Source organism: Pseudomonas sp. GL_090, assembly GCF_057837765.1.
On sequence record NZ_CM174452.1, the window covers coordinates 5,109,288 to 5,135,474 of the forward strand.

Consider the following 26,187-nt stretch of genomic DNA (forward strand, 5'->3'; position numbering starts at 1 on the left):
TATCATCCGGGTCGTAACGGCTCAGGCAACCTTCGCCCAGCGTGGCCGGGGCCTTGGAGGTGGCTTTGTCCAGCGGATCGGCCATGGTCATGTCCTCGGTGCGGAAACGGCGAAGGGCCTGAAGCGATTGAACGCCCAGGCCCTTCGAATTTCAACTGTGACGTACGTCCGTCAGAAGACGACGGTCTTGTTGCCATGCACCAGCACGCGGTCTTCCAGGTGATAACGCAAGCCACGAGCCAGCACCATTTTCTCGACATCGCGGCCGAAGCGCACCATGTCTTCGATGCTGTCGCTGTGGCTGACGCGCACCACGTCCTGTTCGATGATCGGGCCGGCATCCAGCTCTTCGGTCACATAGTGGCAAGTCGCGCCGATCAGCTTCACGCCACGCAGGGAGGCCTGGTGGTACGGCTTGGCGCCGACGAACGACGGCAGGAAGCTGTGGTGAATGTTGATGACCTTGTGCGCGTATTCGCTGCACAGCTCGGGCGGCAGGATCTGCATGTAGCGGGCAAGCACCACCACTTCGGCGTCGTGCTGTTTGACCAGGCGCGAAACCTCGGCAAAAGCCGGCTGCTTGTCCTGCGGATTGACCGGGACGTGGTAGTACGGAATACCGTGCCACTCCACCATGCTGCGCAAGTCATCATGGTTGGAAATCACACAGGAAATTTCGCAGTCCAGTTCATCGCTGTGCCAGCGGTGCAGCAAGTCGGCCAGGCAGTGCGACTCGCGGCTGGCCATCAGGACGACGCGCTTCTTTTGCTCGGTATCGGTGATGCGCCAGTCCATCGAGAACTCTTCGGCGATCGGGGCAAAGGCTTCACGAAACGCTTCGATACCAAATGGCAGGGAGTCGGCACGGATTTCGTGACGCATGAAGAACCAGCCACTGAGATTGTCCGAGTGATGGCTCGCTTCAGTGATCCAGCCGTTGTGTGATGCCAGAAAGTTACTGACTTTGGCAACGATGCCAACACGGTCCGGGCAAGAAATCACCAGACGAAAAGTGCGCATGAGGGGGAAACTCCAGAACTTCGCAAAGGCCGCCATTCTAGCGATTGCGCAGCAAAACTGCAGTATTGTTGACGTTTCTCCCTGCCGGAAGGTCGATGCGGCAGGGTGGGCAGTACCGGTACCGGTTCGCCCGGATGCTCTAGCGGTACCGGCCAATTGTTAGTTTATGTATATCTGACAGACCTGGACCACACTAATAACTGCATTTACCAATGCGCGCGCCCTTCCCCGGCAATTAAATTAAATAAACTTGCCTTAAATGTTTACTTGATGAAACACCGTGACTATTATTGCCGCACTGTCACCTGCCATCCTGCGCACAACATAAGGTAGTCACCATGTCCTTGATCAACGAATATCGCGCCACCGAAGAAGCTATCAAAGAGCTGCAAGCCCGTTTGAAGAACCTGTCCCAAGACGACAAACTGCAAACCGAGCTGGAATTCGAAGGCAAACTGCGCACCCTGATGGGTGAATACTCCAAGTCCCTGCGTGACATCATCGCGCTGCTGGATCCGGAATCCAAAACCAAGGCACCACGCGGCGGCGCAGTGAAAACTACCGGCACCAAGCGTGCTCGCAAAGTTAAACAATACAAAAACCCGCACAACGGTGAAGTCATCGAAACCAAAGGTGGCAACCACAAGACTCTGAAAGAGTGGAAAGCCAAGTGGGGCGGTGACGTGGTGGAAGGCTGGGCTACCCTGCTGGGCTAAGCCCCAGAGCTTGTCGCAGATGGATCCGTGACAAAAAATAACGCCAGCAAATGCTGGCGTTTTTTTATGCGCGGCTTTTAAGCCCAGGCATGTTCGATTTCAAAGACTCAAACGCTGGCGCAGTCCCTGGACATAATCCTGCCATTCAACGAGCACCCCCTGCTGAAACCCAGTAGCACTAACGCTCAATTGGGCCGCGGCGTCCACAAAACTATCAAGGGTATTTGGCGCACCCCATTCAGGGTCTGACAAACGCTTCTGACAGAATATTCGCCAGCGTTCTTGCTCTTCGGAATTCAACGTATCGGGAAAGTTGCGTGCGCGATATCGAAACAGCAATTCAGGCAGACGCTCGTCATCGAAAGGCCACTGCTCTTGTGCCAATTGCATCGGGTCAACGGTTCTGACTTGTTCACACAATCGCCGATCCCGGTCACCGATAAATCCATCGTATAACTGTTGCTCCGGATCCTGACTCTGGGAAAAATCTTCGCGGGCATAAATAGTCAGGACTTTATCCAGCCAAACTTTCCGGGCGTCATTGAGCTGCGACACCCTCTGCTGATACAGCGCCATATCCAGACCCAGACGCTGCTGATCTTCCTGGCGAAGTACCGACAACGGTGCCACTACCGGGCACTTGTTGATGTGAATCAGCTTCAACGGCACCGGCAACTCGCCTTCGGCCAGTTCGTCGCGGCGGGTATACAAGCGCTGGCGCAAACTTTCGGCATCCAGATCGAGCAGACCCTGGGGATCGAGGTGCAAGTCACAGACAATCAGGGCGTTTTTGTTGCGTGGGTGCCAGGCCAGCGGCAACACCACCCCCACATAGTTGCGCGCGGCTGAAAAACGTCCGGAAACATGTACCAAAGGTTGCAGCAGGCGTATCTGGTCCATGACTTTCTGTTTGCTGCGCAGTTGAAACAGCCAGTCGTACAACTTCGGTTGTTTTTCCCGTATCAGGCGCGCCAGGGCGATCGTCGCGCGTACGTCCGACAGTGCTTCGTGGGCATTGCCATGATCGATGCCATTGGCAGCGGTCAGGCGTTCGAGCTTGAGCGTGACCCGCCCCTCGTCATCGGTCGGCCAGACCAGGCCATCGGGGCGCAAGGCATAGGCCGCGCGCACCACATCGATCAGGTCCCAGCGGCTGTTGCCGCCCTGCCACTCCCGCGCATAGGGGTCGAAAAAGTTTCGGTACAGGCTGTAGCGGGTCATCTCGTCATCGAAACGCAAGGTGTTATACCCCGCGCCACAAGTACCGGGCGCAGCGAGCTGGGCATGCACCCGGGTCATGAAATCGGCTTCGCTCAAGCCTTGCGCCTGCAGTTGCCCGGGAGTGATCCCCGTGATCGCGCAGGCAGCCGGATGCGGCAGGATGTCATCACTGGGCTGGCAGTAAAGATTGACCGGTTCGTCGATTTCATTGAGATCGAAGTCAGTGCGCAGGCCGGCCATTTGCAACGGACGGTCGCAACGGGGGTTGATGCCAGTCGTTTCGTAGTCGTACCAGAAGATGGAGGTCACGGGCGATTCCTGAACTGAAGATCGGCAAAGTCTAGGCGTTCACCTCCCGCCCCGGCCAGTAGTCTTGTCATTCAAGCACCTTGCACGACTCACCATGCAATACATAGTTATGTCGTTTCCCCCCGTATAGGCTGCTAGCATCGAATGGGTACACAATCCCGATCCAGGCCACATCATCAGGTTGCCCATGCTCCAGACCACAGCACTGCCAGGGACTGCGCCGCTGTCACCGCCGCTGGATACGCGGTATCAGGTCGAAACGCCGGAGGGCGTCGACCTGCCACTGCGGCCGGCCGGGCTGATGGTTCGTGCGCTGGCATTCTCCATCGATCTTGGTTTGCGCGGCCTGGTCCTGGGCGTGCTGCTCCTTGCACTGGCAATGCTCGGCAAACTGGGCGCCGGGCTCGGCTCGATCCTGCTGTTCATGGTCAGCTGGTGGTACATGGTGCTGTTCGAGGTGCTGAACCACGGCCGCTCGCCGGGCAAGCAATGGATGGGCTTGCGGGTGGTGCACGACGATGGCACCCCGGTCGGCTGGTCCGCGTCGCTGCTGCGCAACCTGCTGCGCGTTGTCGACCTGCTGCCGTTTGGTTACTTCCTCGGGGCCATCAGTTGCCTGCAACACCCGCACTTCAAGCGCCTCGGCGATATCGCCGCCGGGACCCTGGTGATCTACCGCGAACGACCGCACACCCGCCCCCAGCTCCCCGAAGTCCAGCCTCGCAGCCCGGCCTTTGTCCTGACACTCACCGAGCAACGGGCCATCCTCGGGTTTGCCGAGCGCCAGGGTGAACTCTCCGAAGCGCGGGTCATTGAACTGGCTTCGATTCTCGCCCACCCCTTGAACGTCCAGCCACCGCAAGCGGTGACCGAGCTCAACGGCATCGCGCGCGGCTTGTTGGGGCCGACATGAAGCAAAGCCTTTTTGAACGCCGGTACAAGGCCGAATGGGAGGATTTCAACCACCTGCTCGAACAGTTGGAACGGGACGGCAAAGCCACCGACGCCGGCACATTCCCGAAGGACTACCGACGCCTCTGCCAACACCTGGCACTGGCACGGGAGCGTGGCTACAGCAGTTTCCTGATCGACTCCTTGCAGCAACAGGTGCTGCGCGGACACCAACAGCTTTACCGTCATCGCAGCGGTTTGGGGGCCAATGTGCTGGCGTTCATCCTGGCCGACTTTCCGCGACTGGTTCGCGAACAGTGGCGCTTCGTCCTCGCCGCCTGCCTGATGTTCTTTGGCAGTCTGGCCGGCTTCGCGCTGTTGGTGTACCTGTACCCGGAGCTGGTCTACAACCTGATCCCTGCCGCGCAGGTCAGCGAGATGCAAAGCATGTACGACCCCGTTGCCGGTCACCTCGGGCGCACGGCGGAGCGAGCCGCCAGTGAGGACTGGGCGATGTTCGGCTACTACATCATGCACAACATCGGCATTGCCTTTCAGACCTTCGCCAGCGGTTTGCTGTTCGGGTTGGGCAGTGTGTTTTTCCTGATTTTCAACGGCCTGATGATCGGGGCGGTGGCCGGGCACCTGACCTACGTCGGCTACGGGCAAACCTTCTGGTCATTCGTGATCGGCCACGGTGCTTTCGAACTCAGCGCCATCGCCCTGGCCGGAGCCGCCGGCCTGAAACTGGGCTGGGCCTTGGTCGCCCCGGGGCGCCTGCCACGGGCCGAGGCCTTGCGATTGGCGGCGCGCAAGAGCGTGCTGCTGATCTGCGGGGTCATGCTGTTTCTGTTGATCGCGGCCTTTATCGAAGCCTATTGGTCGTCGATGACCGGTCCTTCGCGCCAGACCAAGTACCTGGTCGGCGCGGCGCTCTGGCTGCTGGTGGTGGTTTATCTCGTGTTCGCCGGACGTTACCGCCATGCGCCTGAGTGACGCCACGGTGGTGATTCGCCCACGCTCGACCTGGGAAGCCATGGACCTCGGGGTGCTCCTGAGCCAGCGCCATCGACGTCTGTTGATGACCAGTTGGGCCTTGGTCACCTTGCCGGTTTTCGCGCTGCTCAGTTGGGGGTTCTGGGACTCGCCCTCTCTCGCCGTGTTCATTTTCTGGTGGCTGAAGCCGGCGTTCGAACGCCTGCCTTTGTACATCCTGTCCCAGGCGATGTTCGGTGAAACGCCCACGCTCAAGCAGGCCCTGCACCAATGGCCACGCCTGCTCAAACCGCAATTGCTGGCCAGCCTGACCTGGCGACGCCTGAGTTTGACCCGCAGTTTCGTGATGCCGGTGGTGCAACTCGAAGGACTCAACGGACAGCAACGGCAACAGCGCCTGCAGGTGTTGTTGCAGCGAGACGCCGGCACCGCACGCTGGCTGACGATCATCGGCGCGCACCTGGAAGGCGCATTGTGGATCGGCTTGATGGTGTTGTTCTATCTGCTGCTGCCACAACAGGTCGCGCTCGACTGGAGCTGGCAGTCGCTGATCTCGGCGGCCGCCCAGGACTGGCGCTGGCTGGAACACTTGACCAACGCCTTTTATGCACTGGTGCTGGTGGTCTGGGAACCGACCTATGTCGCCTGCGGTTTCAGCCTGTACCTGAACCGGCGCACCGTGCTGGAGGCCTGGGACATCGAACTGGTGTTCCGCCGAATGCGCCAGCGTCTGGTCAGTGCAAGCGCTGTCCTGTTGATGGCCGTGATTGTGCTGTTGCCGACCACTCACAGCCTGTGGGCCGCCGAATTGCCCATTTCACCCGACAGCCCGCGCCTGCTGGACCAGCCCCTGACCAGCCAGGCCTCCAGGGACAGCATCAAGTCGATCCTCGAACAGCCGCCCTTCAAGAACCGGGAGTCGGTCACGCGCTACCGCTTTGGCGAAGAGCGACCGAGTGCTGAAACTCCGGACGATGGCAAGACACCGCAATGGTTGAAGGACCTGCTGAAGCTGTTCGAGGGGCAACGCTTCGGGGCATTGGCGACCCTGATTGAAATCTTACTGTGGGGCCTCGTCATGGGTGCCGTCGGCCTGTTGATCTGGCGCTATCGCGACTGGTTGCAGGCCTTCGTCAGCCGCCGACCAATCCCCGACAGCAAAGCCACGCGACCGTTACCTCAGCAGGCATTCGGCATGGACCTCAAGCCCGAATCCCTGCCCGCCGACATCGCCGCCCACGCTGAAAGTCTTTGGCAGAGTCATCCACGCGAAGCGCTTGGTTTGCTTTATCGCGCCCTGCTCAGCCGTCTGTTGCACGACTTCAACATCGCGCTCAAGTCCGCCGACACCGAAGGCCAGGTGCTTCGGCGTGTAGAGCTACTGCAGCAGCCAGCCTTGCTGGCCTACAGCCAAAACCTGACCGGACACTGGCAAAACATGGCCTACGGGCATCGTCTGCCGCCTGCTCAGGTGCAGCAGGAACTGTGTAACGGCTGGCGTATCCTGTTCGGCACGGAGGCTGTCCGTTGAGTCGGCGTTGGGGCTCGATAGCCGGGGTGTTGATCGCCGTGTTGCTGGCTGCGCTGAGCGTTTATCTGTACCTCAAGGCAACCCCCTACCAGACAGAAGTCGACCACGGCCCCTCCCCCGAAGCCAATGCCAACCCTTATCTGGCGGCCGAGTTGTTCCTTCGCAAGCAAGGCCTGAGCGTCGGCCACGCCAACGGCCTCGATATCCTGCCCAGCCTCGACCCGCATCAACACAGCCTGCTGTTGCTCGGGGAACGCGGCAACATGACCCCACGGCAAATCGACCAGGTGATGAACTGGACCCGGGCCGGCGGGCGGCTTCTGTTTGTCGCCGAGTCGCTGTGGGATGAAAAGCTCGGCCATAGCAATGACCTGCTGCTCGACCGGGTGCAACTGCACCAGTCCCTGAGCAAAGACCTCAAGGACCCACCGTCAGGTATCGGTGATGATCCGTACCCGCTACTGACCAAGCTCTATCTGGAAGACGAGGACGCCCCGGCCTATGCCGGTTTCGATACCGCATTCCATCTCGAAGACCCGAAAAACCTCGCCCTGGCCTGGGCCAACAGCGCCAGGGCCACCCACATGATGCAACTCAACCACGGGCAGGGTTCGATCATCGTGGTCACCGATGCCGACCTGTGGAAAACCCCGGCCATCGACCGGTACGACAACGCCTGGCTGCTCTGGTACCTGACCACCGACACCCGCGTGACGCTGATATTCAACACCGATCACGACAGCCTGCTGACCTTGCTGCTGCGTTACTTCCCCCAGGCGCTGGTCGCGCTGTTCGCCTTGATCGGCCTGGGTTTCTGGCACTTTGGCGTGCGTCAGGGGCCACTGCTGGAACCCGTGCCGAAAGCGCGCCGGCAATTGCAGGAGCACCTGCGCGCCAGTGCCGACTTCCTGTTGCGTCGCAACGGTCAGGCCGGCCTGTTGCAAGCCTTGCAGCAAGACATACTGCGGCGCGTGCGGCGTCGTCACCCCGGTTTTGAACAGCTCGGCGTTGCCGAACAATGGCTGGTGCTCGCGCGACTGACCGGCCAACCCACACGCGCCATCAGCCAAGCCATGAGCCCGCGACCGAAACAACGGCTTTCCAGCGTTGAATTCAGTCGTCAGGTCGCTCACCTGCAAACCTTGAGGAACGCCCTATGATCTGGCACCTGACAAGCGTTAGATGCTCCCGGGCACCTGCGAAGTCATGGCGATTTAGTCTTGGTCCGTGGAAAATCAGTGCTCGCCATTAATCTTTCGTGAACATACTCCTCAAATTGTTCGGCAGACAGTGGCGGGGAAAACAGGTAGCCCTGATAGGTCTTGCAGCCATGCTTGACCAGAAAGGTGCGCTGAGCTTCTGTCTCCACACCTTCGGCAATCACCGAAAGACCCAATATCTGGCTCAGGCTCACAATCGCGCAGGCGATGGCGGCGTCGTTGGGATCAACCAGCACATCTCTGATGAAGGACTGGTCGATCTTGAGTTGATCCAGCGGAAGGCTCTTCAGGTATGACAGTGACGAATAGCCGGTTCCGAAATCATCCAGCGAAAGGCCTATGCCGATCTCTTTCAACTCGATCATTTTGGCGACAGTACCTTCCATATCCTCTATCAGCAGGCCTTCGGTCAGTTCCAGTTTCAATTTCTTCGGATCGGCACCCGTGTATTTCAGTACTTGCAGTACCTCCTCGACGAAGTCCGGATGGTGAAACTGGCGGGCGCTGACATTCACAGCCATACCCAGTCGGGCGGTTTCCGAATGCTTTGCCCAGGCAACCAGCTGAGTGCAGGCTGCCTGCAGCGCCCAACGGCCTAACGGCAGAATCAACCCCGTTTCCTCTGCCAATGGAATGAACTCGCCTGGAAACACGACTCCGCGCTCAGGATTCTGCCATCTCATCAGTGCCTCTGCGCCAATGATACGGCCCTCACTATTCACCTGCGGCTGGTAATGAAGAAGGAATTCGTTGTCCTGCAAGCCTTGGCGCAAGTCTACTTCCAGTCTGGCACGAGCCGTGGCAACCGCCTGCATTTCCGGATCGAAGAAGCGCATGGTATTGCGGCCCGCTGCCTTGGCGCGATACATCGCCAGGTCAGCGCGCTTCATAATATCGTCCACTGTGCTCATCTGCCCCTGGAACAGCGCAATGCCGAGACTGGGGGTGCTGTGGTGCTCATATCCATCCAACTGGTAGGAAATGTTCAGAGCGTTGAGAATCTTTTCGCCAATAGCCTTGGCCTGGATAGCCGCTTCTGGAGGATTCTCATTAAGGCCATCCAGCAGGACGACGAATTCGTCTCCGCCCAGGCGAGCCACGGTGTCGCTCTCGCGTATGCAGCCGCAAAGGCGCAGAGCAACCTGCTGCAGCAACATGTCGCCTCTGTCATGCCCCAGCGTGTCGTTCAGTGCCTTGAAGTTATCCAGGTCAATGAGAATTATCCCACTCGTATGCAGACTACGGGAGCTGCCCGCCAGCAGATGCTGTAACCGGTCCAACATGAGCCGCCTGTTGGCCAGCCCGGTCAACTGATCGTAGAAGGCCAAACGCTGGACCTCTTGCTCAGCGGTCTTACGGTGGGTGATGTCAGTATTGATCGACAGAACGGATTGAGGCTGGCCATCATCGTCTCGCACCAGGGTTCGATGACTTTCGAGCGTGATGGTGCAGCCATCCCGGCGTCGAAGTGTAACTTCGTCCGCCCAGTCACCCGTTTCTATCGGGCGGTTAGTGGCCGCATTGAAAGCGGCGCTACCCTGGTAGATCAACTCCTGTGCCGATTTGCCGAGTGCCTCTTCCTTTGACAGACCGTAGAGACGCTCGGCACTTTTGTTCCAGTACAGGATGCGGTTATCCATCCCGTGAACGACAATGGCGTCCTGGGCCTTGTCCAGCAGCGATGCTTGCTGGCGGGCCTGCTTCTCGCTTTCGCGCAGCACTGCCAGATAACCCTCCCTTTCGGCTGCTTGCGACTCCATTTCGCGCCTGATCTTGCCCCCGTAGATAACGGCCGCACTGACCATCAGTAGCACGAACACCATGATCGCGTATTCGACCCGGCGCAGTTCTTCGACCGACTCAAGCTCCTCCTCCAGGAGCCTGCTTTGAATCAGGCCAACGCGATCCCGCACGGTACTGAGTGAGGCGAGCAACAGGGCATATTTCCTGTCCATCGTTGCCATGCGTTTGCCGGCATTGTCCGACTGCCCCTCCCTGAAGTAGGAAAAGATCAGCAAGGCCTCGTTCACCATTTCGACCATCGCGGCATCAACTGCACCCACCTCATCCTTCAATGCAAGGGAAAAGGCTTGTATATCCGCACTGTGTTCAGCCTCATTGGCGATCCGTACTTCCAACTGTTTTTTGGCCATTGCCAAATGCTCGTTGAAGGCGCGCAAGGCCTCATTCATGTTCCGCGATTCGGCTTCAACATTATGTGTATCGAACACATTATTGCCCGGCGCATTGACTGTGGAAGCCAGGCTGCCCAGCGTTGAATAGCTCGACAGCTGTTGGACCCACGACTGGTTCGCCTTGATGGAGCGGTGATAGGTATCGACGATCAGGTGATTCAATAGCACGCTCAGCACCACAACCAGCACGTCGAATCCCGCAAGAAAAAAGTACATGCGGTGCCATTTGGTCGAGCGCGGCTTATTTGAACTGGTGGGTATGGCTTGCTTTGCGGTGCTTTTATTCCTGAAAAAATCCATTTCACAATCTCCAAACATAATCCTTCTAAATTGACCAATAGAAGCGGTATTCGGAAACCAATTAACCTTTTATGCCGACACCTGAACCTGAGAACACACCGCACGTAGTATTAGCCAAATTTTTTCTCTGTTCTGGATTCACGCTGGTTTCCGCAGTGCCCAGCCGCACCGTAGCGAAAGTCGATTCGATCTTGAGTGATCCCGACAGATCCAGTCCAAACCCTGCGTCTGCAGGTGCAGGGTTGCGCCATGTCTTCCCGAGTGTCGCTGCGGATTTGCCCCCCTGAACTGGATGCTGCACGCAGAATAGTCGGGTGACATAGGGCACGTTGCGGGTCATTTCCGCGCAGCCTGCCGGACTCCCTGATCAGTTTCGACAGCAGACCAAGCATAGCCGCTAATTTGCCATTATTCTGTTCGCCGACTGCTCCAGGTCCAGGCTGTGTGAAAACGCGCTAAATACGTCGGAAACTGAGAGTCGCGAGGGTTGCCTTTGGAATCAGCCGGCGGAAGCGCGAATTACCTTAGTCAGCTACATAGATGTTCGTAATGCCGTTTGTGCCGCGTCAGCGGCCCAAACGGCCACTAACGGGCGAGCAAACGGTTGGATTCACGCCCTGATCGCCTCAAGCAGTCCTGCGATGCCGAAGATGCTCATCATTCGCTTGAGGTTGTAGGCGAGCACATGAAGACTCATCTCAGTGCTCACCCTCGGCAGGGTCTTGGTCAGGAAGTGGGTACTTCCCATCCAGTACTTGAGCGTTCCAAACGGATGTTCAACGGTCTGTCGCCGAACCCTCATCATCGCCGGATCATGTTCTAGCCGAGCCTGCATCGCGTCGACTACAGCTTCATGTTCCCAGCGTTTCACACGGCGTTCCTTGCCCGTAGTGCACTGCTTGTGCATTGCGCAGGACTGGCAGCCCGAGAAGTAATAACAATGCAATAACATGCCGTCTTCCATCGACGAATGCCGCCTGGTCAGTAACTGCCCCGCAGGGCATCGATACTCGTCCGATGCAGCAACGTAGATGAAGTCCTGCTTACCAAATCGGCCTTCGGCTTTGCTGCCAGATGTCAGGGGTTTCGGTACGAAGGTGGTGATGTCCGCCTGTTCGCAGGCAAGGATTTCCAGCCCTTTGTAATAGCCTCGGTCGGCGACCACCGTCAGCGACTCAGCGCCGATCTCTTCACGCGCCTGGTTCGCCATATTGCTGAGTTGACCACGATCATTACCAACGTTGGTCACCTCATGGGCAATGATCAAATGGTGCTTGTCGTCGACGGCTGTTTGTACGTTGTAGCCAACCGTTCCGGTGCCTCGTCCGCTCGTGGCCATTGAGCGTGCATCTGGATCGGTAAGGGAGATCTGCTGGTCTGGGCTTTCGTGAAGCTGCGCCTCGATGTCCTTGAGTTTTTGCATCTGCTTTTTCAGCGTTTCTATCTTTTCTTTCAGCCGTTCTGCTTTGGCCTCGGCCACTTCGGGCGTTGCCCGATCCGCCGAATCCATTGCCGCCAGATATCGATCGATGCTCTGCTCGATCTGCTGCATGCGTGCCTTCACTTTTCCCTGAGTGAAGTTACGGTCGCGGTTGTTCACAGCTTTGAATTTGCTGCCGTCGATGGCGATGATCGACTGGGAGAAGAGATTGAGGTTGCGGCAAAGCACTACGAATTGTCGGCAGACGCTGCGAATGGCTTTGCCGTTGTCTTTGCGAAAGTCGGCGATGGTTTTGAAATCTGGAGCCAGTCGACCCGTCAGCCACATCAACTCGACGTTGCGCTCGGCCTCACGCTCCAGCCGGCGGCTGGACTGAATCCGATTGAGATAGCCGTAGATATAGATCTTCAGCAAGATCGCTGGATGGTAGGCCGGACGCCCCGTTGCAGCAGGATCGACGCCCTCAAAACCAAGTGCACCCAGGTCGAGTTCATCAACGAAAACGTCGACCACTCGCACTGGATTTTCTTCGGCAACGTAATCGTCCAGGCACTCCGGCAGCAACGTGACTTGCGTCCGAGCCTCACCTTCAATGAAACGCTTCATGATCGTCCCCGCCACGATCTAGACGATCAGAAGATTAGACAATCGCAGGCGTTTTCACACAGCCTGGGTCGGTAGCAGCCCTTGATGGTCGGCAGCTTTCGGCCGGTGCTGTTGAAAAAGTCGGATTTTCAGCTGGCCTGAACTCAGGCTCGACCACCATCGGAGAAGCTACTCACCACATTGCGTGGTTTTTCGGCCCTTCTTCGACCTTTGCTGTTCTGTTGTTGGGTTCTTAAACTGGATTTTCTTCGGTTACGTAATCGATTCTGAAATCGCGTGCCCTCTGACCGTCGTAGACTAACCTCCACTTCTGACGAACGCTCAAGTGATGGGTTGCCATGGAATTGCAATGAGGCAGATTGGCAGTCACTCACTCGTTCCACGCGTAAAAAATACGTGAGAAAAAGTTAGATTGGATAAGTGACTGATTTATGGAAGATAAAACAAATGTAACTGTTAACAAGGCTCCGGAACCCATGAGTCAACCGATAGAGCCCGGCGCACCGAGCCATGCCGCTCAACAGCGTCAACGTGCCGGCCATCTGGCACGGGCCGTACGTAAAGAACTGCAAAAAGCGGTGATTGGCCAGGACAGCGTGATCGACGACGTCCTGACGGCACTGATCGCCGGCGGCCACGTGTTGCTCGAAGGCGTACCGGGGCTGGGCAAGACCCTGTTGGTCCGTGCCCTCGCACGCTGCTTCGGTGGTGAGTTCGCGCGCATCCAGTTCACCCCGGACCTGATGCCCAGCGACGTCACCGGGCATGCCGTGTATGACTTGCAGACCGAGCAATTCAAACTGCGCAAGGGGCCATTGTTCACTAACCTTCTGCTGGCCGACGAGATCAACCGTGCCCCGGCGAAAACCCAGGCCGCGCTGCTCGAAGCCATGCAGGAACGGCAAGTCACCCTCGAAGGACGGCCATTGGCGATTGCGCAACCGTTCATGGTGCTCGCCACGCAAAATCCGATCGAACAGGAAGGCACTTACCCATTGCCGGAGGCTGAACTGGACCGCTTCATGCTCAAGGTGCGCATGGACTACCCCGACGCCGGGCAAGAGCTGGACATGGTGCGACAGGTCAGCCGCTCGACCCGGGCCGACATGCTTGATGTCCAGCCGATGCGCACGTTGTTGCAGGCCCGGGATGTACTGGTCCTGCAACGCATCGCCAGCGACCTGGCCCTGGACGATCAGGTGCTCGATTACGCCGTGCGCCTGGCCCGTTCCACCCGCAACTGGCCCGGCTTGATCCTCGGCGCCGGCCCACGCGCATCCATCGCGCTGGTGCGATGTGCCCGGGCTCGTGCGCTGCTGCGCGGCGGTGAGTTCGTGATTCCGGATGACATCAAAGGCTGCGCCCTGGCCGTGCTGCGCCATCGTGTGCGTATCGCACCGGAGCTGGACATCGAGGGCCTGGATGTCGATCAGGTGCTCAAGCAGATGCTCGACCAAGTGCCGGCGCCGCGCCTGTGAAACCCTCGCGCCTGATGCTCGCCTGGCTGTTGATCCTGTTGGCCTGCACCATTGTGTCGGGCACTTTGCGGGCATTGGAGTTCGCGGTTCCGGCAAATCTCATGGCGATCAACTGGGGGTTGCTCCTGGCGCTGCTGGCCCTGGCACTGCTGGATGCGGTGCGGGTGAAGCGCTTGTCCTCACCCCGACTGATACGCCAGATACCCGGTAGCCTGGCGTTGGGTCGATGGAGCGAGGTGCAACTGACGCTCGAACATGACTTTGCGCAACCGCTGAAGGTCCAAGTCTTCGACCATGTACCACCGGGCCTGGACTTCGAAAACCTGCCGTTGACGGTCGAGTTGCAACCCGACCAGCACAGCCTGGCGGGTTATCGCCTGCGCCCGCTCAAGCGCGGCCACTTCAGCATCGAACGCTGCGAAATCGACCTGCCCAGCCCCTTTGGGCTCTGGTCGGACAGACGTTTGCTCGACCTGCCCGACGCCACCCGCGTCTACCCTGACTTCGCCCGTTTGTATGACGGACAGTTACTCGCGGTGGACAACTGGCTCAGCCAGCTTGGCGTCCGTCGTAAACAACGACGGGGCCTGGGCCTGGAATTCCATCAATTGCGCGAGTTTCGCGAGGGCGACAGCCTGCGCCAGATCGACTGGAAAGCCACCGCCCGCCAGCGCACGCCGATTGCCCGGGAGTATCAGGACGAGCGCGACCAGCAGATCATCTTCATGCTCGACTGCGGCCGGCACATGCGCAGCCAGGATGATGAACTGTCGCACTTCGATCACGCTCTCAACGCTTGCCTGTTGCTCAGCTACGTGGCGCTACGTCAGGGCGATGCGGTCGGCTTGAGCACCTTTGCCAGCGAACAGCCGCGCTACCTCGCGCCGGTAAAAGGCACCAGCCACCTCAACACCCTGCTCAATACCGTCTATGACTTGAACAGCAGCCAACGCAGTGCCGACTATCAGGCCGCGGCCACGCAACTGCTGGCACGGCAAAAACGCCGGGCCCTGGTGGTGCTGGTGACCAACCTGCGCGAAGAGGATGACGATGGACTGCTCTCGGCTGTCAACCGCCTGAGCCAGCGGCATCAGGTGCTGGTCGCGAGCTTGCGTGAAGGCGTTCTTGACACCCTGCGTCAGTCACCGGTGCAGACTTTGCCCGAAGCGCTGGCCTATTGCGGGACCGTGGACTACCTCAATGCACGCGCCGAGCTCCATGAGCGCTTGAACGCTCATGGCGTGTTGGTGATGGATGCACGGCCCGGCGAGTTGGGGGCAGAGCTGGTGACCCGGTACCTGGGCTGGAAAAGAACCGGACTCTGAACCTGAGCAATCCCTCACAGGTGGCTTCCCAGTGATCTCAGGCCGAAGCCGGCAACGGCAGAAAACTGAAATATTGCTTCAACGCCTCCACCAGTTGCCCATATTCCGGTGGTGCCCGTTGCAGGCTGAACCCGGCGTCGTAATGTTGGGGGGTCGCGTCTTCATGGCACCACAGGCAACAGGCCTGCAGGTCGATGATCCGCTGGCCACCTTCGCTGGCGGGAATTTTCAGGCGCAGGTTGAAGTCCGCGCCGATCATCATCGGCAGCAGGCTGATCAACATCAGCCCGTCTTCGGAGACATTGCCCAGGTAGCCGATGGGTTTGCCGGTGATGCCGTTGAACACTTTCAGGAAGTACGGCAGTTGATGCCGCTCGATTCGGCGGTCGGTGAACATGTGCAATTTCGCTATGCAAGGCTCTTAAGCAGAGCCGCACTACTGCTTCGGAACGGGTATGCATAAGTCTTGCCCGCTCTCCCCGCTTCCGGTGCGCCAGTCCTGACAGCGCTGAGTCCTGCTTGTGCCGGTCGCAGGTGTTGCCCCGGCTCAGAGGCAAGGCTCTAAAACCGGTTCCCTGGACTATAGCTCACCACCTCCGGTGAGCCAGCGATCAGAGGATTACGGCCGTCAGAACTGCGCCGGTTTTGCCGCTGCGGCACTGCGCGTCGGGTAGTGGCCCAGGCTCTGCAGGGTTTCGATGCGGGCACGGGCGCGGTAGGCATATTCGCTCTGGGGATAGGACGCCATGATGAACTGATACGTCTGGACCGCATCGATGTACATCTTCTGCCGCTCCAGACACAGGCCGCGCATCATCGACACTTCCGGCCACACGTAAGGCCGCGCGCGGCTGTCGCGCTCGACCTTGGACAGCTCGAGCATCACCTGCTCGCAATTGCCCCGGTCGTAGGCGCTGTAGGCATTGTTCAAATGATGGTTCATCGACCAACGGGTGCAGCCCGTGACGCTGAGGACGCTGATGGCAAGGGCGGCAATGAGAACGAAACGCATGGGGAAATCTCCTGTCTTGAACGCTGTATCGACCCATGGTCGGAAATCTTCAGGCTGCCGGGACGCAAAGTTGCAGGGTTCAATCAAGGCACTGCGGACCGTTGTTGTAGGAGCGAGCCTGCTCGCGATGGACGTCAACGATTATGCGTACTTTCTGAGTAACCGCGTCGTCCTTGAGCTCTTCGCGAGCAGGCTCGCTCCTACAGAGGCCAGGGCAATATCTGGTTCTTCCTTAAAACCAAGCTCTTCACGAAAAAGTAGTGCAAACGAACAATGACTACACCTTCGGAGCATAGTAGCCTCACTCAGCGCTTGAACTCAGGAGTCTTTGCATGTCCGTCCGTCGTACCAAAATCGTCGCCACCCTTGGCCCGGCCAGTAACTCGCCGGAAGTTCTCGAACAGCTGATTCTGGCTGGCCTGGACGTCGCCCGCCTGAACTTCTCCCACGGCACTCCCGACGAGCACAAGGCTCGCGCGAAGCTGGTCCGTGACCTCGCTGCCAAGCACGGCCGCTTCGTCGCCCTGCTGGGTGACCTGCAAGGCCCGAAAATCCGTATCGCGAAATTCGCCAACAAGAAGATCGAGCTGAAGATCGGTGATCAATTCACCTTCTCCACCAGCCATCCTCTGACCGAAGGCAACCAGCAAGTGGTCGGCATCGACTACCCGGACCTGGTCAAGGACTGCGGCGTGGGCGACGAGCTGCTGCTCGACGACGGTCGCGTGGTGATGCGCGTCGATACCGCCACGGCCACCGAACTGAACTGCACCGTGACCATCGGCGGCCCGCTGTCGGACCACAAAGGCATCAACCGTCGCGGTGGCGGCCTGACTGCTCCGGCCCTGACTGAAAAAGACAAGGCGGACATCAAGCTCGCCGCGGAAATGGAAGTCGACTACCTCGCGGTCTCCTTCCCGCGTGACGCCGCCGACATGGAATACGCCCGTCAACTGCGCGACGAAGCCGGCGGCACTGCCTGGCTGGTGGCGAAGATCGAACGCGCTGAAGCCGTGGCCGACGACGAAACCCTCGACGGCCTGATCAAGGCATCCGACGCGGTGATGGTTGCCCGTGGTGACCTGGGCGTGGAAATCGGCGATGCCGAGCTGGTGGGCATCCAGAAGAAAATCATTCTGCACGCACGCCGCCACAACAAGGCTGTGATCGTCGCGACCCAGATGATGGAGTCGATGATCCAGAACCCGATGCCGACCCGCGCCGAAGTGTCCGACGTAGCCAACGCCGTGCTCGACTACACCGACGCCGTGATGCTCTCGGCCGAAAGTGCCGCAGGCCTGTACCCGCTGGAAGCCGTTCAGGCCATGGCGCGTATCTGCGTCGGCGCCGAAAAGCACCCGACCAGCAAGACCTCCAGCCACCGCATCGGCAAAGAGTTCGAGCGCTGCGACGAAAGCATCGCACTGGCGACCATGTACACCGCCAACCACTTCCCGGGCGTGAAGGCGATCATCGCCCTGACCGAAAGTGGCTACACCCCGCTGATCATGTCGCGCATCCGTTCCTCGGTGCCGATCTACGCGTTCACCCCACACCGCGAAGCCCAGGCCCGCGCGGCAATGTTCCGTGGCGTTTACACCATCCCGTTCGACCCGGCGTCCCTGGCGCCGAACGAAGTCAGCCAGAAGGCGATCGACGAGCTGGTCAAGCGCGGCGTAGTACAGAAGGGCGACTGGGTCATCCTCACCAAGGGCGACAGCTACCACACCACCGGTGGCACCAACGGCATGAAGATCCTGCACGTTGGCGATCCGATGGTCTGAGTGACCGGTCGCTGAAAAACAAAAGCCCCGCCATGTGAATGGCGGGGCTTTTTGCATTCTGATCCGATAGTTGTGTTGTCCAGGCCGGCCTCATCGCGAGCAGGCTCGCTCCCACAGGGGACTTGTGGTGATCCTATAATTTGCTGAAAACGCTGGCCATTGTGGGAGCGAGCCTGCTCGCGATGGGGCCGGCCCAGTCAGCGAAGACTCAATGCCGCTTGATAAACCCCGTCAACGCCGCCAGCGCCTCCGGCGAACGCAGCCGCTGGGTAAACAACGCCCCCTCCTCTTCAATCACCTTGCGCACCAACTCCCGGTCCGGCGCCTTCATCAATTGCTTGCTGATGCGCACCGCTTCCGGCGGCAGCGACTCGAAGCGCAGCGCCATCTCCCGCGCCTTGACCAAGGCTTCTTCGCCACTGCCCAGCGCTTCGGACGCAATGCCCCACGCTGCGGCCTGCTCACCATTGAAACCCTCACCGAGCAGCAACAACTCCGCCGCTTTGGCCTGCCCAAGCAAGCGTGGCAGGATCAGGCTGGAGCCGAACTCCGGGCATAGGCCAAGATTGACGAACGGCATGCGCAAGCGGGCATCGCGGGCCACGTAGACCAGGTCGCAATGCAGCAACATCGTTGTGCCAATGCCCACCGCCGCTCCGGCCACGGCGGCGATCACCGGTTTACGGCATTCGAGCAGGTTGAGCATGAACCGGAATACCGGGCTGTCGAGGCCGCTTGGCGGTTGCTGGATGAAATCAGCGATGTCGTTGCCGGCAGTGAAGCATTCGGCCGAACCGGTGATCAGTACGGCATTGATCTCGGGGTCGCTGTCGGCTTTTTGCAACGCCTCGGCCAAGTGACTGTACATGGCGCGGGTCAGGGCGTTTTTCTTGTCCGGGCGATTCAGGCGCAGGGTCAACAGGCCGCGTTCGCGTTCAATCTGGATGGCATCGGTCATGGCAGGTCTCGCGTCTGAAAAGTCAGCGCTCAACCACGGGGCAGGAACACATCGGCCAGCAGTTGATTGCGCGGCAATCCCGCCAGGTACAGGCGCCGGGCAAAGGCGTCGACGCTGTCGGGGGCTCCGCAGAGTAAGGCCAGGGTTTGCCGGGAAACAAGCCGCAGTTGCGCCAAAGCCGCGGGTAACTCGGCCGGGGTCCACAGTTCGACACTCAGGTTCGGACGGCTGGCGGCCATGGCTTGCAGGGGCTTGGCCAGGTAGTGCTCATCGGCATCATGGGCCAGGTGTATGACGCGGATGGGGCCCTGATGATCCTGGCGCAGTGCTTCGCGCAATACACCAAACAACGGTCCCAACCCGGTGCCGGCCGCCATCAACCACAGCGGCCGGGCGTGCCAGTCAGGGTCGTAGTGCAAGGCACCGCCGCGCAGTTCACCGAGACGGATCGGATCGCCGATGCGCAATTGCCTGGCGGCATCGCTGAATTCCCCGGGCTTGCGGCAATCGAGATGAAACTCCAGAAAACGGTCTTCTTGCGGCAGGCTGGCGAGCGAATACGGCCGCGCCACGCTACCTGCCCACAACACCAGATGCTGACCGGCGCTGTAGCGCAACGGCCGCTGGGGGATTACCCGCAAGCGCAGCACCGTGGTGCTCAGCCAATCGATCGCCGCGACTTCGGCGGGTCGGCCATCGGTTTGCGGGTCGAAGGCGTGCACCTGCAAGTCCTCGACCACCTGGCACTGGCACGCCAGGCGCCAGCCTTGTTCACGCTGCCGGGCACTCAGGGCATCCGGGCGGCTGTCGCTCGGCAGCCCCCGCACACACTGCACCAGGCAGGCATGGCAACTGCCGGCGCGGCAACTGTAAGGCACTGGTACGCCGTTCTGGTTCAGCGCGTCGAGCAGATTGCTCCCCGCCGCCACCGACCAATGACGCTCGCCGACCCGCAGCTCAGGCATCGACGTTCTCCCACGCTGCCGCGCACCGGTTGCGGCCGTCACGCTTGGCGCGATAAAGCGCCTGATCGGCCCGTTGCAGGGCATCATCGAGGTCGTCGCCCAGTTCCAGCAGGGTCATGCCGGCGGACAGGCTGAGACTGCGTACATTCAGACCAATCAACTCGACATCGGTGAACGCGATGCGCAGCCGTTCGCAGCACGAAGTCAAACTGTCGGCATCGCAATCGGGCAGCAGTACCACGAACTCTTCACCGCCGTAGCGGGCCAGAACATCACCGTCGCGCAGGCACGCGCTGGCAACGCCGGCAAAGGCTTGCAGCACCTGATCGCCAGCGGCATGGCCGTGCAGGTCGTTGATGCGCTTGAAATGGTCAAGGTCGATCAGCGCCAGGCCATGCACGACACCGGCGTCCATGGCGTTCAGTTCACGGGACGCCAGGCGCAGGAAATGCCGACGATTGAACAGGCCCGTGAGCTCGTCGGTGGCCACCAGGTCTTCAAGTTGGCGCATCATCCCGCGCAACGTGTCCTGGTGCGCCTGCAAAGCAAAACGCCGCTGGCGCATACGCTGTCGCGAAGCCTGCACATAGCGGGCATACAGCACCAGCCACACCAGCACGATGAACAGCACACAGACCTGCAACACTGCCATGGCCGGGTCAGGCAGCTGGAAGTGGTAGCCCTCCCACAGCGTGATCGCACTGAAACTGAAAAACACCGGCAGCGCGCATCGCACTAAAGACCGGCGTGACAGATGGAACAGGCCGAACAACAGAATCAGCACGTAAAACACCAAAAAGGCGCCCCGGGCTTCGTCCAGATGGGCGATCAGCCAGGTTTGCCAGCCCAGCCCCAGCAGCACTTGTGCCTCGGTCAGGCTGGAGTCGGCGAAGCGCAGGTTACAGCCGCTGTAGAACACCGCGAACAGGATAGCCTGGCTGATCACCACCAGTGCGCTGCCGATGACGACACTGGAAAGCGGTGCATTGTAGTGACCGGTAAAAAACGCCAGCCACAGCAACAGCAATGCCAGGGCGTAGGTGCCGGCCGCGAGGGCGAAACGTTTGAGCAACAGGCGCTGGATGGCGTTATGGGTCAATCGTGACTCACCAGATGAAAGGAGACTGACAGAGCGTCCTACTCTACAGACCGGATGTCACTTTAGTGGCGTGGCCGATAAATGACCATTCAATTTTCGGGATCGCCCTATGCGACCAACGATTGACTGCCGGCGGGTGTGCCTGTCCGCGAGGCGCGGTATACTGCCGCGCCTTTTTAGCGTCGCGCCAGCTTCCCCGGCGTGCCTTGAAAGGTGCTTGCAACCGACCGATGCACCCAAGCTGCAAGCACCTTATTGAATGTTCCCGTCTTTTAGAGGAGCGCGACTCATGACCGTGATCAAGCAAGACGACCTGATTCAGAGCGTTGCCGACGCCCTGCAGTTCATTTCCTACTACCACCCCGTGGATTTCATCCAGGCGATGCACGAGGCCTACCTGCGCGAAGAATCGCCAGCGGCCCGCGACTCGATGGCACAGATCCTGATCAACTCGCGCATGTGCGCCACCGGCCACCGCCCGATTTGCCAGGACACCGGCATCGTGACCGTGTTTGTCCGCGTGGGCATGGACGTGCGCTGGGATGGCGCCACCATGAGCCTGGACGACATGATCAACGAAGGCGTTCGTCGCGCCTACAACCTGCCGGAAAACGTCCTGCGTGCTTCGATCCTCGCCGACCCGGCGGGCGCTCGCAAGAACACCAAGGACAACACCCCGGCAGTCATCCACTACTCCATCGTTCCGGGTAACACCGTGGAAGTGGACGTGGCGGCCAAGGGCGGCGGTTCCGAGAACAAGTCGAAGATGGCCATGCTCAACCCGTCAGACTCGATCGTCGACTGGGTTCTGAAAACCGTCCCGGAAATGGGCGCCGGCTGGTGCCCACCAGGCATGCTCGGCATCGGCATCGGCGGCACCGCCGAGAAAGCCGCGGTGATGGCCAAGGAAGTGTTGATGGAATCCATCGACATTCACGAGCTCAAAGCCCGTGGCCCGCAGAACCGCATCGAAGAAATGCGCCTGGAGCTGTTCGAGAAGGTCAACCAGCTGGGCATCGGCGCCCAGGGCCTCGGTGGCCTGACCACTGTGCTCGACGTGAAGATCATGGATTACCCGACCCACGCCGCTTCGCTGCCGGTGTGCATGATCCCGAACTGCGCCGCCACCCGTCACACGCACTTCGTGCTCGACGGTTCCGGCCCGGTTGCCCAGGAAGCGCCACCTTTGGACGCCTACCCGGAAATCGTCTGGGAAGCCGGCCCGTCGGCTCGTCGCGTCAACCTCGACACCCTGACCCCGGAAGACGTGCAGAGCTGGAAGCCGGGCGAGACCGTCCTGCTCAACGGCAAGATGCTCACCGGTCGCGACGCTGCGCACAAGCGCATGGTCGAGATGCTGAACAAGGGTGAAACCCTGCCGGTGGACCTCAAGGGTCGCTTCATCTACTACGTCGGCCCGGTTGATCCGGTGCGCGAAGAAGTGGTTGGCCCGGCTGGCCCGACCACCGCGACGCGGATGGACAAGTTCACCCGTCAGATCCTCGAGCAAACCGGCCTGCTGGGCATGATCGGCAAATCCGAGCGCGGCCCTACCGCGATCGAAGCGATCAAGGACCACAAAGCCGTTTATCTGATGGCTGTCGGTGGCGCGGCTTACCTGGTGGCGCAAGCGATCAAGAAATCCCGCGTTGTCGCTTTCGCCGAACTGGGCATGGAAGCGATCTACGAGTTCGACGTAAAAGACATGCCTGTGACCGTTGCGGTCGACAGCAAGGGCGAGTCGGTACACATCACCGGTCCTGCCATCTGGCAGAAAAAGATCAGTGAAAGCCTGGCGGTGGAAGTGCAGTAAACGGCACTCAGCTCCGCTGAATAAACCGGTTTGTCGGCAACGACAGACCGGTTTTTTTTCGGCCGGATAACTGTACTCCGGCGAGAGAAGAGCGTCCTTCGCATGCTATGGTGCCTTCCCCCATTTTTGCCTGTTGTTCACTGCATGTTGACGACCTCCCGACCCCTGCGCCTGGCGCTCTACACCCTATTGATCATCGCCGGTGCCGCCATCGCCGCGACTCTGGCCATGCGCCACACCGTGCGCCAGTCAATGGTCGAAGACGCAGCGCGCGCCAATCAGCAACTGGCGCTGTATGCCACGTCCCTGCATACCCTGATCGAACGTTACCGCGCCCTGCCCGCCGTGCTGGCGCTGGACCCGGAGCTGCGCTCGGCGCTCAAGGGGGCGGTGAGCCCCGAGCAACAGGATGCCCTGAACCGAAAACTGGAAAAGATCAACGGTGCCGCCCAATCCTCGACCCTGGAACTGCTCGATCGCACCGGCCTTGCCGTAGCAGCGAGCAACTGGCGTTTGCCCAGCAGTTATGTCGGCCACAACTACGGTTTCCGTCCCTATTTCAATCAGACCCGCACCCAGGGCACCGGGCGCTTCTACGCCGTGGGGGTGACCAGCGGGATTCCCGGCTACTTCCTCTCCAGCGCGGTCAGCGATGACGATGGCCAGTTCCTCGGCGCCATGGTGGTAAAGCTGGAATTCCCCGAACTGGAACGCGAGTGGCGTCAGGGCAGCGACACCTTGTTGGTCAGCGATGCCCGCGGAATCATCTTCATCGCCAACCAGCCGGGCTGGCGCTATCGCCTGCTCAAGCCGCTGAGCGACAGCGATCATGCCGAACTCAAGACCACTCGCCAGTACGACAAGCAGCCGCTGACACCGCTTGAGTTTCAATCGTTGCGGCGCTTCGACGACAACAGTGACCTGGCGCGGGTCGATGGCCCGGACGGCAAGGCGGATTACCTGTGGGAATCCCTGCCGCTGACTACCGAGGGCTGGACCCTGCACCTGCTGCGGCGCCCGCAGGTCGCCTTCGAAGACAGCCGCAACGCCGCCCTCGCCGCGGCCGGGCTATGGCTGACGCTGGTGTTCCTGCTGCTGTTTCTCAATCAACGCTGGCGCCTGGCCAAACTGCGTCAGCGCAGTCGTGAAGAGCTCGAACGACTGGTGGAAGAGCGCACCCGCGACTTGCGCACCGCTCAGGAAGGCTTGGTGCAATCGGCCAAACTCGCGGCGCTGGGGCAGATGTCCGCCGCCCTGGCCCATGAGATCAACCAGCCACTCACCGCCCAGCGCATGCAGCTGGCTACCTTGCGCCTGCTGCTCGACCATGGCCGGGTCGACGACGCCTACAAGGCGCTCAAACCGGTGGATGAAATGCTCACACGCATGGCCGCCCTCACCGGCCACCTGAAAACCTTCGCCCGCAAGAGCCCCAGCGGTTTACGCGAACGCCTGGACCTGGCGGCGGTGGTGGACCAGTCGCTGCAACTGCTCGACACCCGGCTGCGCGACGAACAGGTCAGCACGGTGCTGCACCTGACCCGCCCGGCCTGGGTGCGTGGCGATGCGATTCGCCTGGAACAAGTGCTGATCAATCTGCTGCGCAACGCCCTCGATGCCATGCAGGATAAACCCTGCAAACGCCTGGAAATCCGCCTCGAAGCTGACGAACAATTGTGGCGCCTGAGCGTGATCGACAACGGTGGCGGTATCGCCGAAGAGAACCTGCCCAAGGTCTTCGATCCGTTCTTCACCACCAAACCGGTGGGCGAAGGCCTGGGCATCGGGCTGGCGGTGTCATTCGCCATCGTTCACGAGTCCGGCGGGCGATTGAGTGCCGAAAATCATGACAAAGGGGCGGTGTTTACCCTGACCTTGCCCATCGACCTGGCGGTGCATGAACCATGCTGAACTCAGTGATCGTGGTCGACGACGAAAGCAGCATCCGCAGTGCCGTCGAGCAATGGTTGAGCCTGTCGGGTTTCGAGGTACAGCTGTTCAGTCGCGCCGATGAATGCCTGGCGCAATTGCCCAGGCATTTTGCCGGGGTGATTCTCAGCGATGTGCGCATGCCCGGCATGACCGGCCTGGAACTGCTGGCCGAGGTGCAACGCCGGGATGCCGATTTGCCGGTAATCCTGCTGACCGGCCACGGCGATGTACCGATGGCCGTCGAAGCCATGCGCGACGGTGCCTACGACTTCCTGGAAAAACCCTTCAGCCCGGAAACCCTGCTCGGCAGCCTGCGCCGCGCCCTCGACAAACGCCGGCTGGTGCTGGAAAACCGCGCGCTGCACGAGCAGGCGGACAACCGCGCCAAACTGGATGCCACGCTGCTCGGCGTGTCCCGGGGTTTGCAGACCCTGCGTCGGCAAGTTCTGGACCTGGCAGCACTGCCGGTCAACGTGCTGATTCGCGGCGAAACCGGTAGCGGCAAGGAGCTGGTCGCGCGTTGCCTGCATGACTTCGGGCCGCGGGCCGACAAGCCCTTTGTCGCGCTCAACTGCGCGGCCATCCCCGAGCAATTGTTCGAGGCCGAGCTGTTCGGCCACGAGAGCGGCGCGTTCACTGGGGCGTCCGGCAAGCGCATCGGCAAACTCGAGTACGCCGACGGCGGCACGCTGTTTCTCGATGAAATCGAAAGCATGCCGCTGGCCCAGCAAGTGAAACTGCTGCGGGTGTTGCAGGAGCAAAAGCTTGAACGACTGGGCTCGAACCAGAGTATCCGCGTGGATCTGCGCATCATTGCCGCGACCAAACCGGACCTGCTCGACGAAGCGCGGGCCGGACGTTTTCGCGAAGACCTGGCCTATCGCTTGAACGTTGCCGAGTTGCGCTTGCCGCCGTTGCGCGAACGCCGTGAAGACATACCCCTGCTGTTCGAATCCTTTGCGCAAAACGCCGCCGAACGCCTGGGACGCAAATTTCCACCGTTGAGCGGTGCGCAGTTGAGCCACCTGCTGAGCCATGACTGGCCGGGCAACGTGCGCGAACTGGCGAACGTCGCCGAGCGTCAGGTATTGGGGCTCGGTGAACCGGAGCCCTTGGGCATCGAGCCCGGCCAGTCACTGGCGGCTCAGCAGGAAGCGTTCGAGGCGCAATGCCTGCGTGCGGCATTGACCCGGCACAAGGGCGATGTGAAAGCGGTGCTCGAAGAACTGCAACTGCCGCGCCGGACCTTCAATGAAAAGATGCAGCGGCATGGGTTGAGTCGGGAGATGTTTTTGCCCGAGGCCTGATTTTTGTGGCGTCTGCTCTGGCCTCATCGCGAGCAGGCTCACTCCTACAGTGGTTTGATGTACGCCGA

General features: G+C 60.2%; 21 protein-coding genes. 11 read left to right on the top strand and 10 right to left on the bottom strand.

Features of this window, described 5'->3' with window-relative positions; all coding sequences use genetic code 11:
• Positions 1-171: 171 nt before the first annotated feature.
• The gene (gene purU / locus AC3ITA_RS23005; RefSeq protein ID WP_007993692.1) at positions 172-1,020 is read right to left on the bottom strand and encodes a formyltetrahydrofolate deformylase; all 849 of its coding nucleotides are present in this window, start codon (positions 1,018-1,020) and stop codon (positions 172-174) included.
• Between the two features lie 338 nt (positions 1,021-1,358).
• On the opposite strand from purU, the gene mvaT reads away from it, so the two are divergent.
• Entirely contained in the window at positions 1,359-1,736 is a 378-nt protein-coding gene (mvaT, locus tag AC3ITA_RS23010) for a histone-like nucleoid-structuring protein MvaT (protein ID WP_007933316.1), read from the top strand.
• Positions 1,737-1,835: 99 nt separating this feature from the next.
• On the opposite strand, the gene sbcB is transcribed toward mvaT, so the two are convergent.
• On the bottom strand, positions 1,836-3,266 hold the full coding sequence (gene sbcB, locus AC3ITA_RS23015; RefSeq protein WP_414929429.1) for an exodeoxyribonuclease I: 1,431 nt from the start codon (positions 3,264-3,266) through the stop codon (positions 1,836-1,838).
• 187 nt (positions 3,267-3,453) lie between these two features.
• Here sbcB and AC3ITA_RS23020 point away from each other — a divergent pair, with 187 nt between their 5' ends.
• From AC3ITA_RS23020 to AC3ITA_RS23035, 4 genes are read left to right on the top strand one after another with little or no spacing between them, the layout of a single operon-like run.
• Positions 3,454-4,179, top strand: coding sequence for an RDD family protein (locus AC3ITA_RS23020; RefSeq protein WP_095942797.1), 726 nt, complete (start codon positions 3,454-3,456; stop codon positions 4,177-4,179).
• Positions 4,176-5,153 carry a stage II sporulation protein M gene (locus AC3ITA_RS23025; protein WP_095942827.1) on the top strand — a complete coding sequence of 326 codons (978 nt, stop codon included), beginning with the start codon at positions 4,176-4,178 and terminating at the stop codon, positions 5,151-5,153. The genes AC3ITA_RS23020 and AC3ITA_RS23025 overlap by 4 nt, the downstream gene beginning before the upstream one ends.
• The gene (locus AC3ITA_RS23030; protein ID WP_095942798.1) at positions 5,140-6,684 is read left to right on the top strand and encodes a DUF4129 domain-containing protein; all 1,545 of its coding nucleotides are present in this window, start codon (positions 5,140-5,142) and stop codon (positions 6,682-6,684) included. Before AC3ITA_RS23025 ends, AC3ITA_RS23030 begins: the two co-directional genes overlap by 14 nt.
• Complete coding sequence (locus tag AC3ITA_RS23035) at positions 6,681-7,844, top strand: DUF4350 domain-containing protein (RefSeq protein WP_095942799.1); 1,164 nt, start codon at positions 6,681-6,683, stop codon at positions 7,842-7,844. The genes AC3ITA_RS23030 and AC3ITA_RS23035 overlap by 4 nt, the downstream gene beginning before the upstream one ends.
• Positions 7,845-7,888: 44 nt before the next feature.
• On the opposite strand, the gene AC3ITA_RS23040 is transcribed toward AC3ITA_RS23035, so the two are convergent.
• From AC3ITA_RS23040 to AC3ITA_RS23050, 3 genes are all read right to left on the bottom strand, one after another.
• A complete protein-coding gene (locus AC3ITA_RS23040) occupies positions 7,889-10,399 on the bottom strand; it encodes a putative bifunctional diguanylate cyclase/phosphodiesterase (RefSeq protein ID WP_489278413.1) in 2,511 nt (836 codons plus the stop codon).
• Positions 10,400-10,460: 61 nt separating this feature from the next.
• Complete coding sequence (locus AC3ITA_RS23045) at positions 10,461-10,739, bottom strand: hypothetical protein (RefSeq protein WP_489278415.1); 279 nt, start codon at positions 10,737-10,739, stop codon at positions 10,461-10,463.
• A 270-nt stretch (positions 10,740-11,009) separates the two neighbouring features.
• Positions 11,010-12,446 (bottom strand): IS1182 family transposase, encoded by a 1,437-nt coding sequence (locus AC3ITA_RS23050; RefSeq protein ID WP_489277636.1) that lies wholly within the window; start codon positions 12,444-12,446, stop codon positions 11,010-11,012.
• A gap of 476 nt (positions 12,447-12,922) precedes the next feature.
• Here AC3ITA_RS23050 and AC3ITA_RS23055 point away from each other — a divergent pair, with 476 nt between their 5' ends.
• Together AC3ITA_RS23055 and AC3ITA_RS23060 are read left to right on the top strand one after the other, a co-directional pair.
• On the top strand, positions 12,923-13,924 hold the full coding sequence (locus AC3ITA_RS23055; protein WP_150673667.1) for an AAA family ATPase: 1,002 nt from the start codon (positions 12,923-12,925) through the stop codon (positions 13,922-13,924).
• Positions 13,921-15,249: a DUF58 domain-containing protein gene (locus AC3ITA_RS23060; protein ID WP_095942802.1), complete on the top strand. Its 1,329-nt coding sequence runs from the start codon at positions 13,921-13,923 to the stop codon at positions 15,247-15,249. Before AC3ITA_RS23055 ends, AC3ITA_RS23060 begins: the two co-directional genes overlap by 4 nt.
• 37 nt (positions 15,250-15,286) lie before the next feature.
• On the opposite strand, the gene AC3ITA_RS23065 is transcribed toward AC3ITA_RS23060, so the two are convergent.
• Together AC3ITA_RS23065 and AC3ITA_RS23070 are read right to left on the bottom strand one after the other, a co-directional pair.
• Complete coding sequence (locus AC3ITA_RS23065; RefSeq protein WP_095942803.1) at positions 15,287-15,646, bottom strand: PilZ domain-containing protein; 360 nt, start codon at positions 15,644-15,646, stop codon at positions 15,287-15,289.
• Positions 15,647-15,877: 231 nt separating this feature from the next.
• Positions 15,878-16,261: a tetratricopeptide repeat protein gene (locus AC3ITA_RS23070; protein WP_095942804.1), complete on the bottom strand. Its 384-nt coding sequence runs from the start codon at positions 16,259-16,261 to the stop codon at positions 15,878-15,880.
• Between the two features lie 332 nt (positions 16,262-16,593).
• Here AC3ITA_RS23070 and pyk point away from each other — a divergent pair, with 332 nt between their 5' ends.
• A complete protein-coding gene (pyk, locus tag AC3ITA_RS23075) occupies positions 16,594-18,045 on the top strand; it encodes a pyruvate kinase (RefSeq protein ID WP_008052494.1) in 1,452 nt (483 codons plus the stop codon).
• 208 nt (positions 18,046-18,253) lie between these two features.
• On the opposite strand, the gene AC3ITA_RS23080 is transcribed toward pyk, so the two are convergent.
• Genes AC3ITA_RS23080 through AC3ITA_RS23090 form a run of 3 tightly spaced genes read right to left on the bottom strand, consistent with a single transcriptional unit; the run spans position 18,254 to position 21,067 of the window.
• Positions 18,254-19,003 carry an enoyl-CoA hydratase-related protein gene (locus AC3ITA_RS23080; protein ID WP_095942806.1) on the bottom strand — a complete coding sequence of 250 codons (750 nt, stop codon included), beginning with the start codon at positions 19,001-19,003 and terminating at the stop codon, positions 18,254-18,256.
• Between the two features lie 29 nt (positions 19,004-19,032).
• Positions 19,033-19,968 carry an iron-sulfur-binding ferredoxin reductase gene (locus AC3ITA_RS23085; RefSeq protein WP_095942807.1) on the bottom strand — a complete coding sequence of 312 codons (936 nt, stop codon included), beginning with the start codon at positions 19,966-19,968 and terminating at the stop codon, positions 19,033-19,035.
• Entirely contained in the window at positions 19,961-21,067 is a 1,107-nt protein-coding gene (locus tag AC3ITA_RS23090) for a GGDEF domain-containing protein (protein WP_489278420.1), read from the bottom strand. Before AC3ITA_RS23090 ends, AC3ITA_RS23085 begins: the two co-directional genes overlap by 8 nt.
• Positions 21,068-21,356: 289 nt before the next feature.
• Between AC3ITA_RS23090 and AC3ITA_RS23095 the strand changes: the two genes are divergently transcribed.
• The 3 genes from AC3ITA_RS23095 (at position 21,357) to AC3ITA_RS23105 (ending at position 26,119) form a co-directional block, all read left to right on the top strand.
• Positions 21,357-22,880: a fumarate hydratase gene (locus AC3ITA_RS23095; RefSeq protein WP_056726089.1), complete on the top strand. Its 1,524-nt coding sequence runs from the start codon at positions 21,357-21,359 to the stop codon at positions 22,878-22,880.
• 144 nt (positions 22,881-23,024) lie between these two features.
• Positions 23,025-24,791, top strand: a complete 1,767-nt coding sequence (locus AC3ITA_RS23100) for a sensor histidine kinase (RefSeq protein WP_489278422.1) — start codon at positions 23,025-23,027, stop codon at positions 24,789-24,791.
• The gene (locus tag AC3ITA_RS23105; RefSeq protein ID WP_057713486.1) at positions 24,785-26,119 is read left to right on the top strand and encodes a sigma-54-dependent transcriptional regulator; all 1,335 of its coding nucleotides are present in this window, start codon (positions 24,785-24,787) and stop codon (positions 26,117-26,119) included. Before AC3ITA_RS23100 ends, AC3ITA_RS23105 begins: the two co-directional genes overlap by 7 nt.
• The last annotated feature ends 68 nt before the right edge of the window (positions 26,120-26,187 follow it).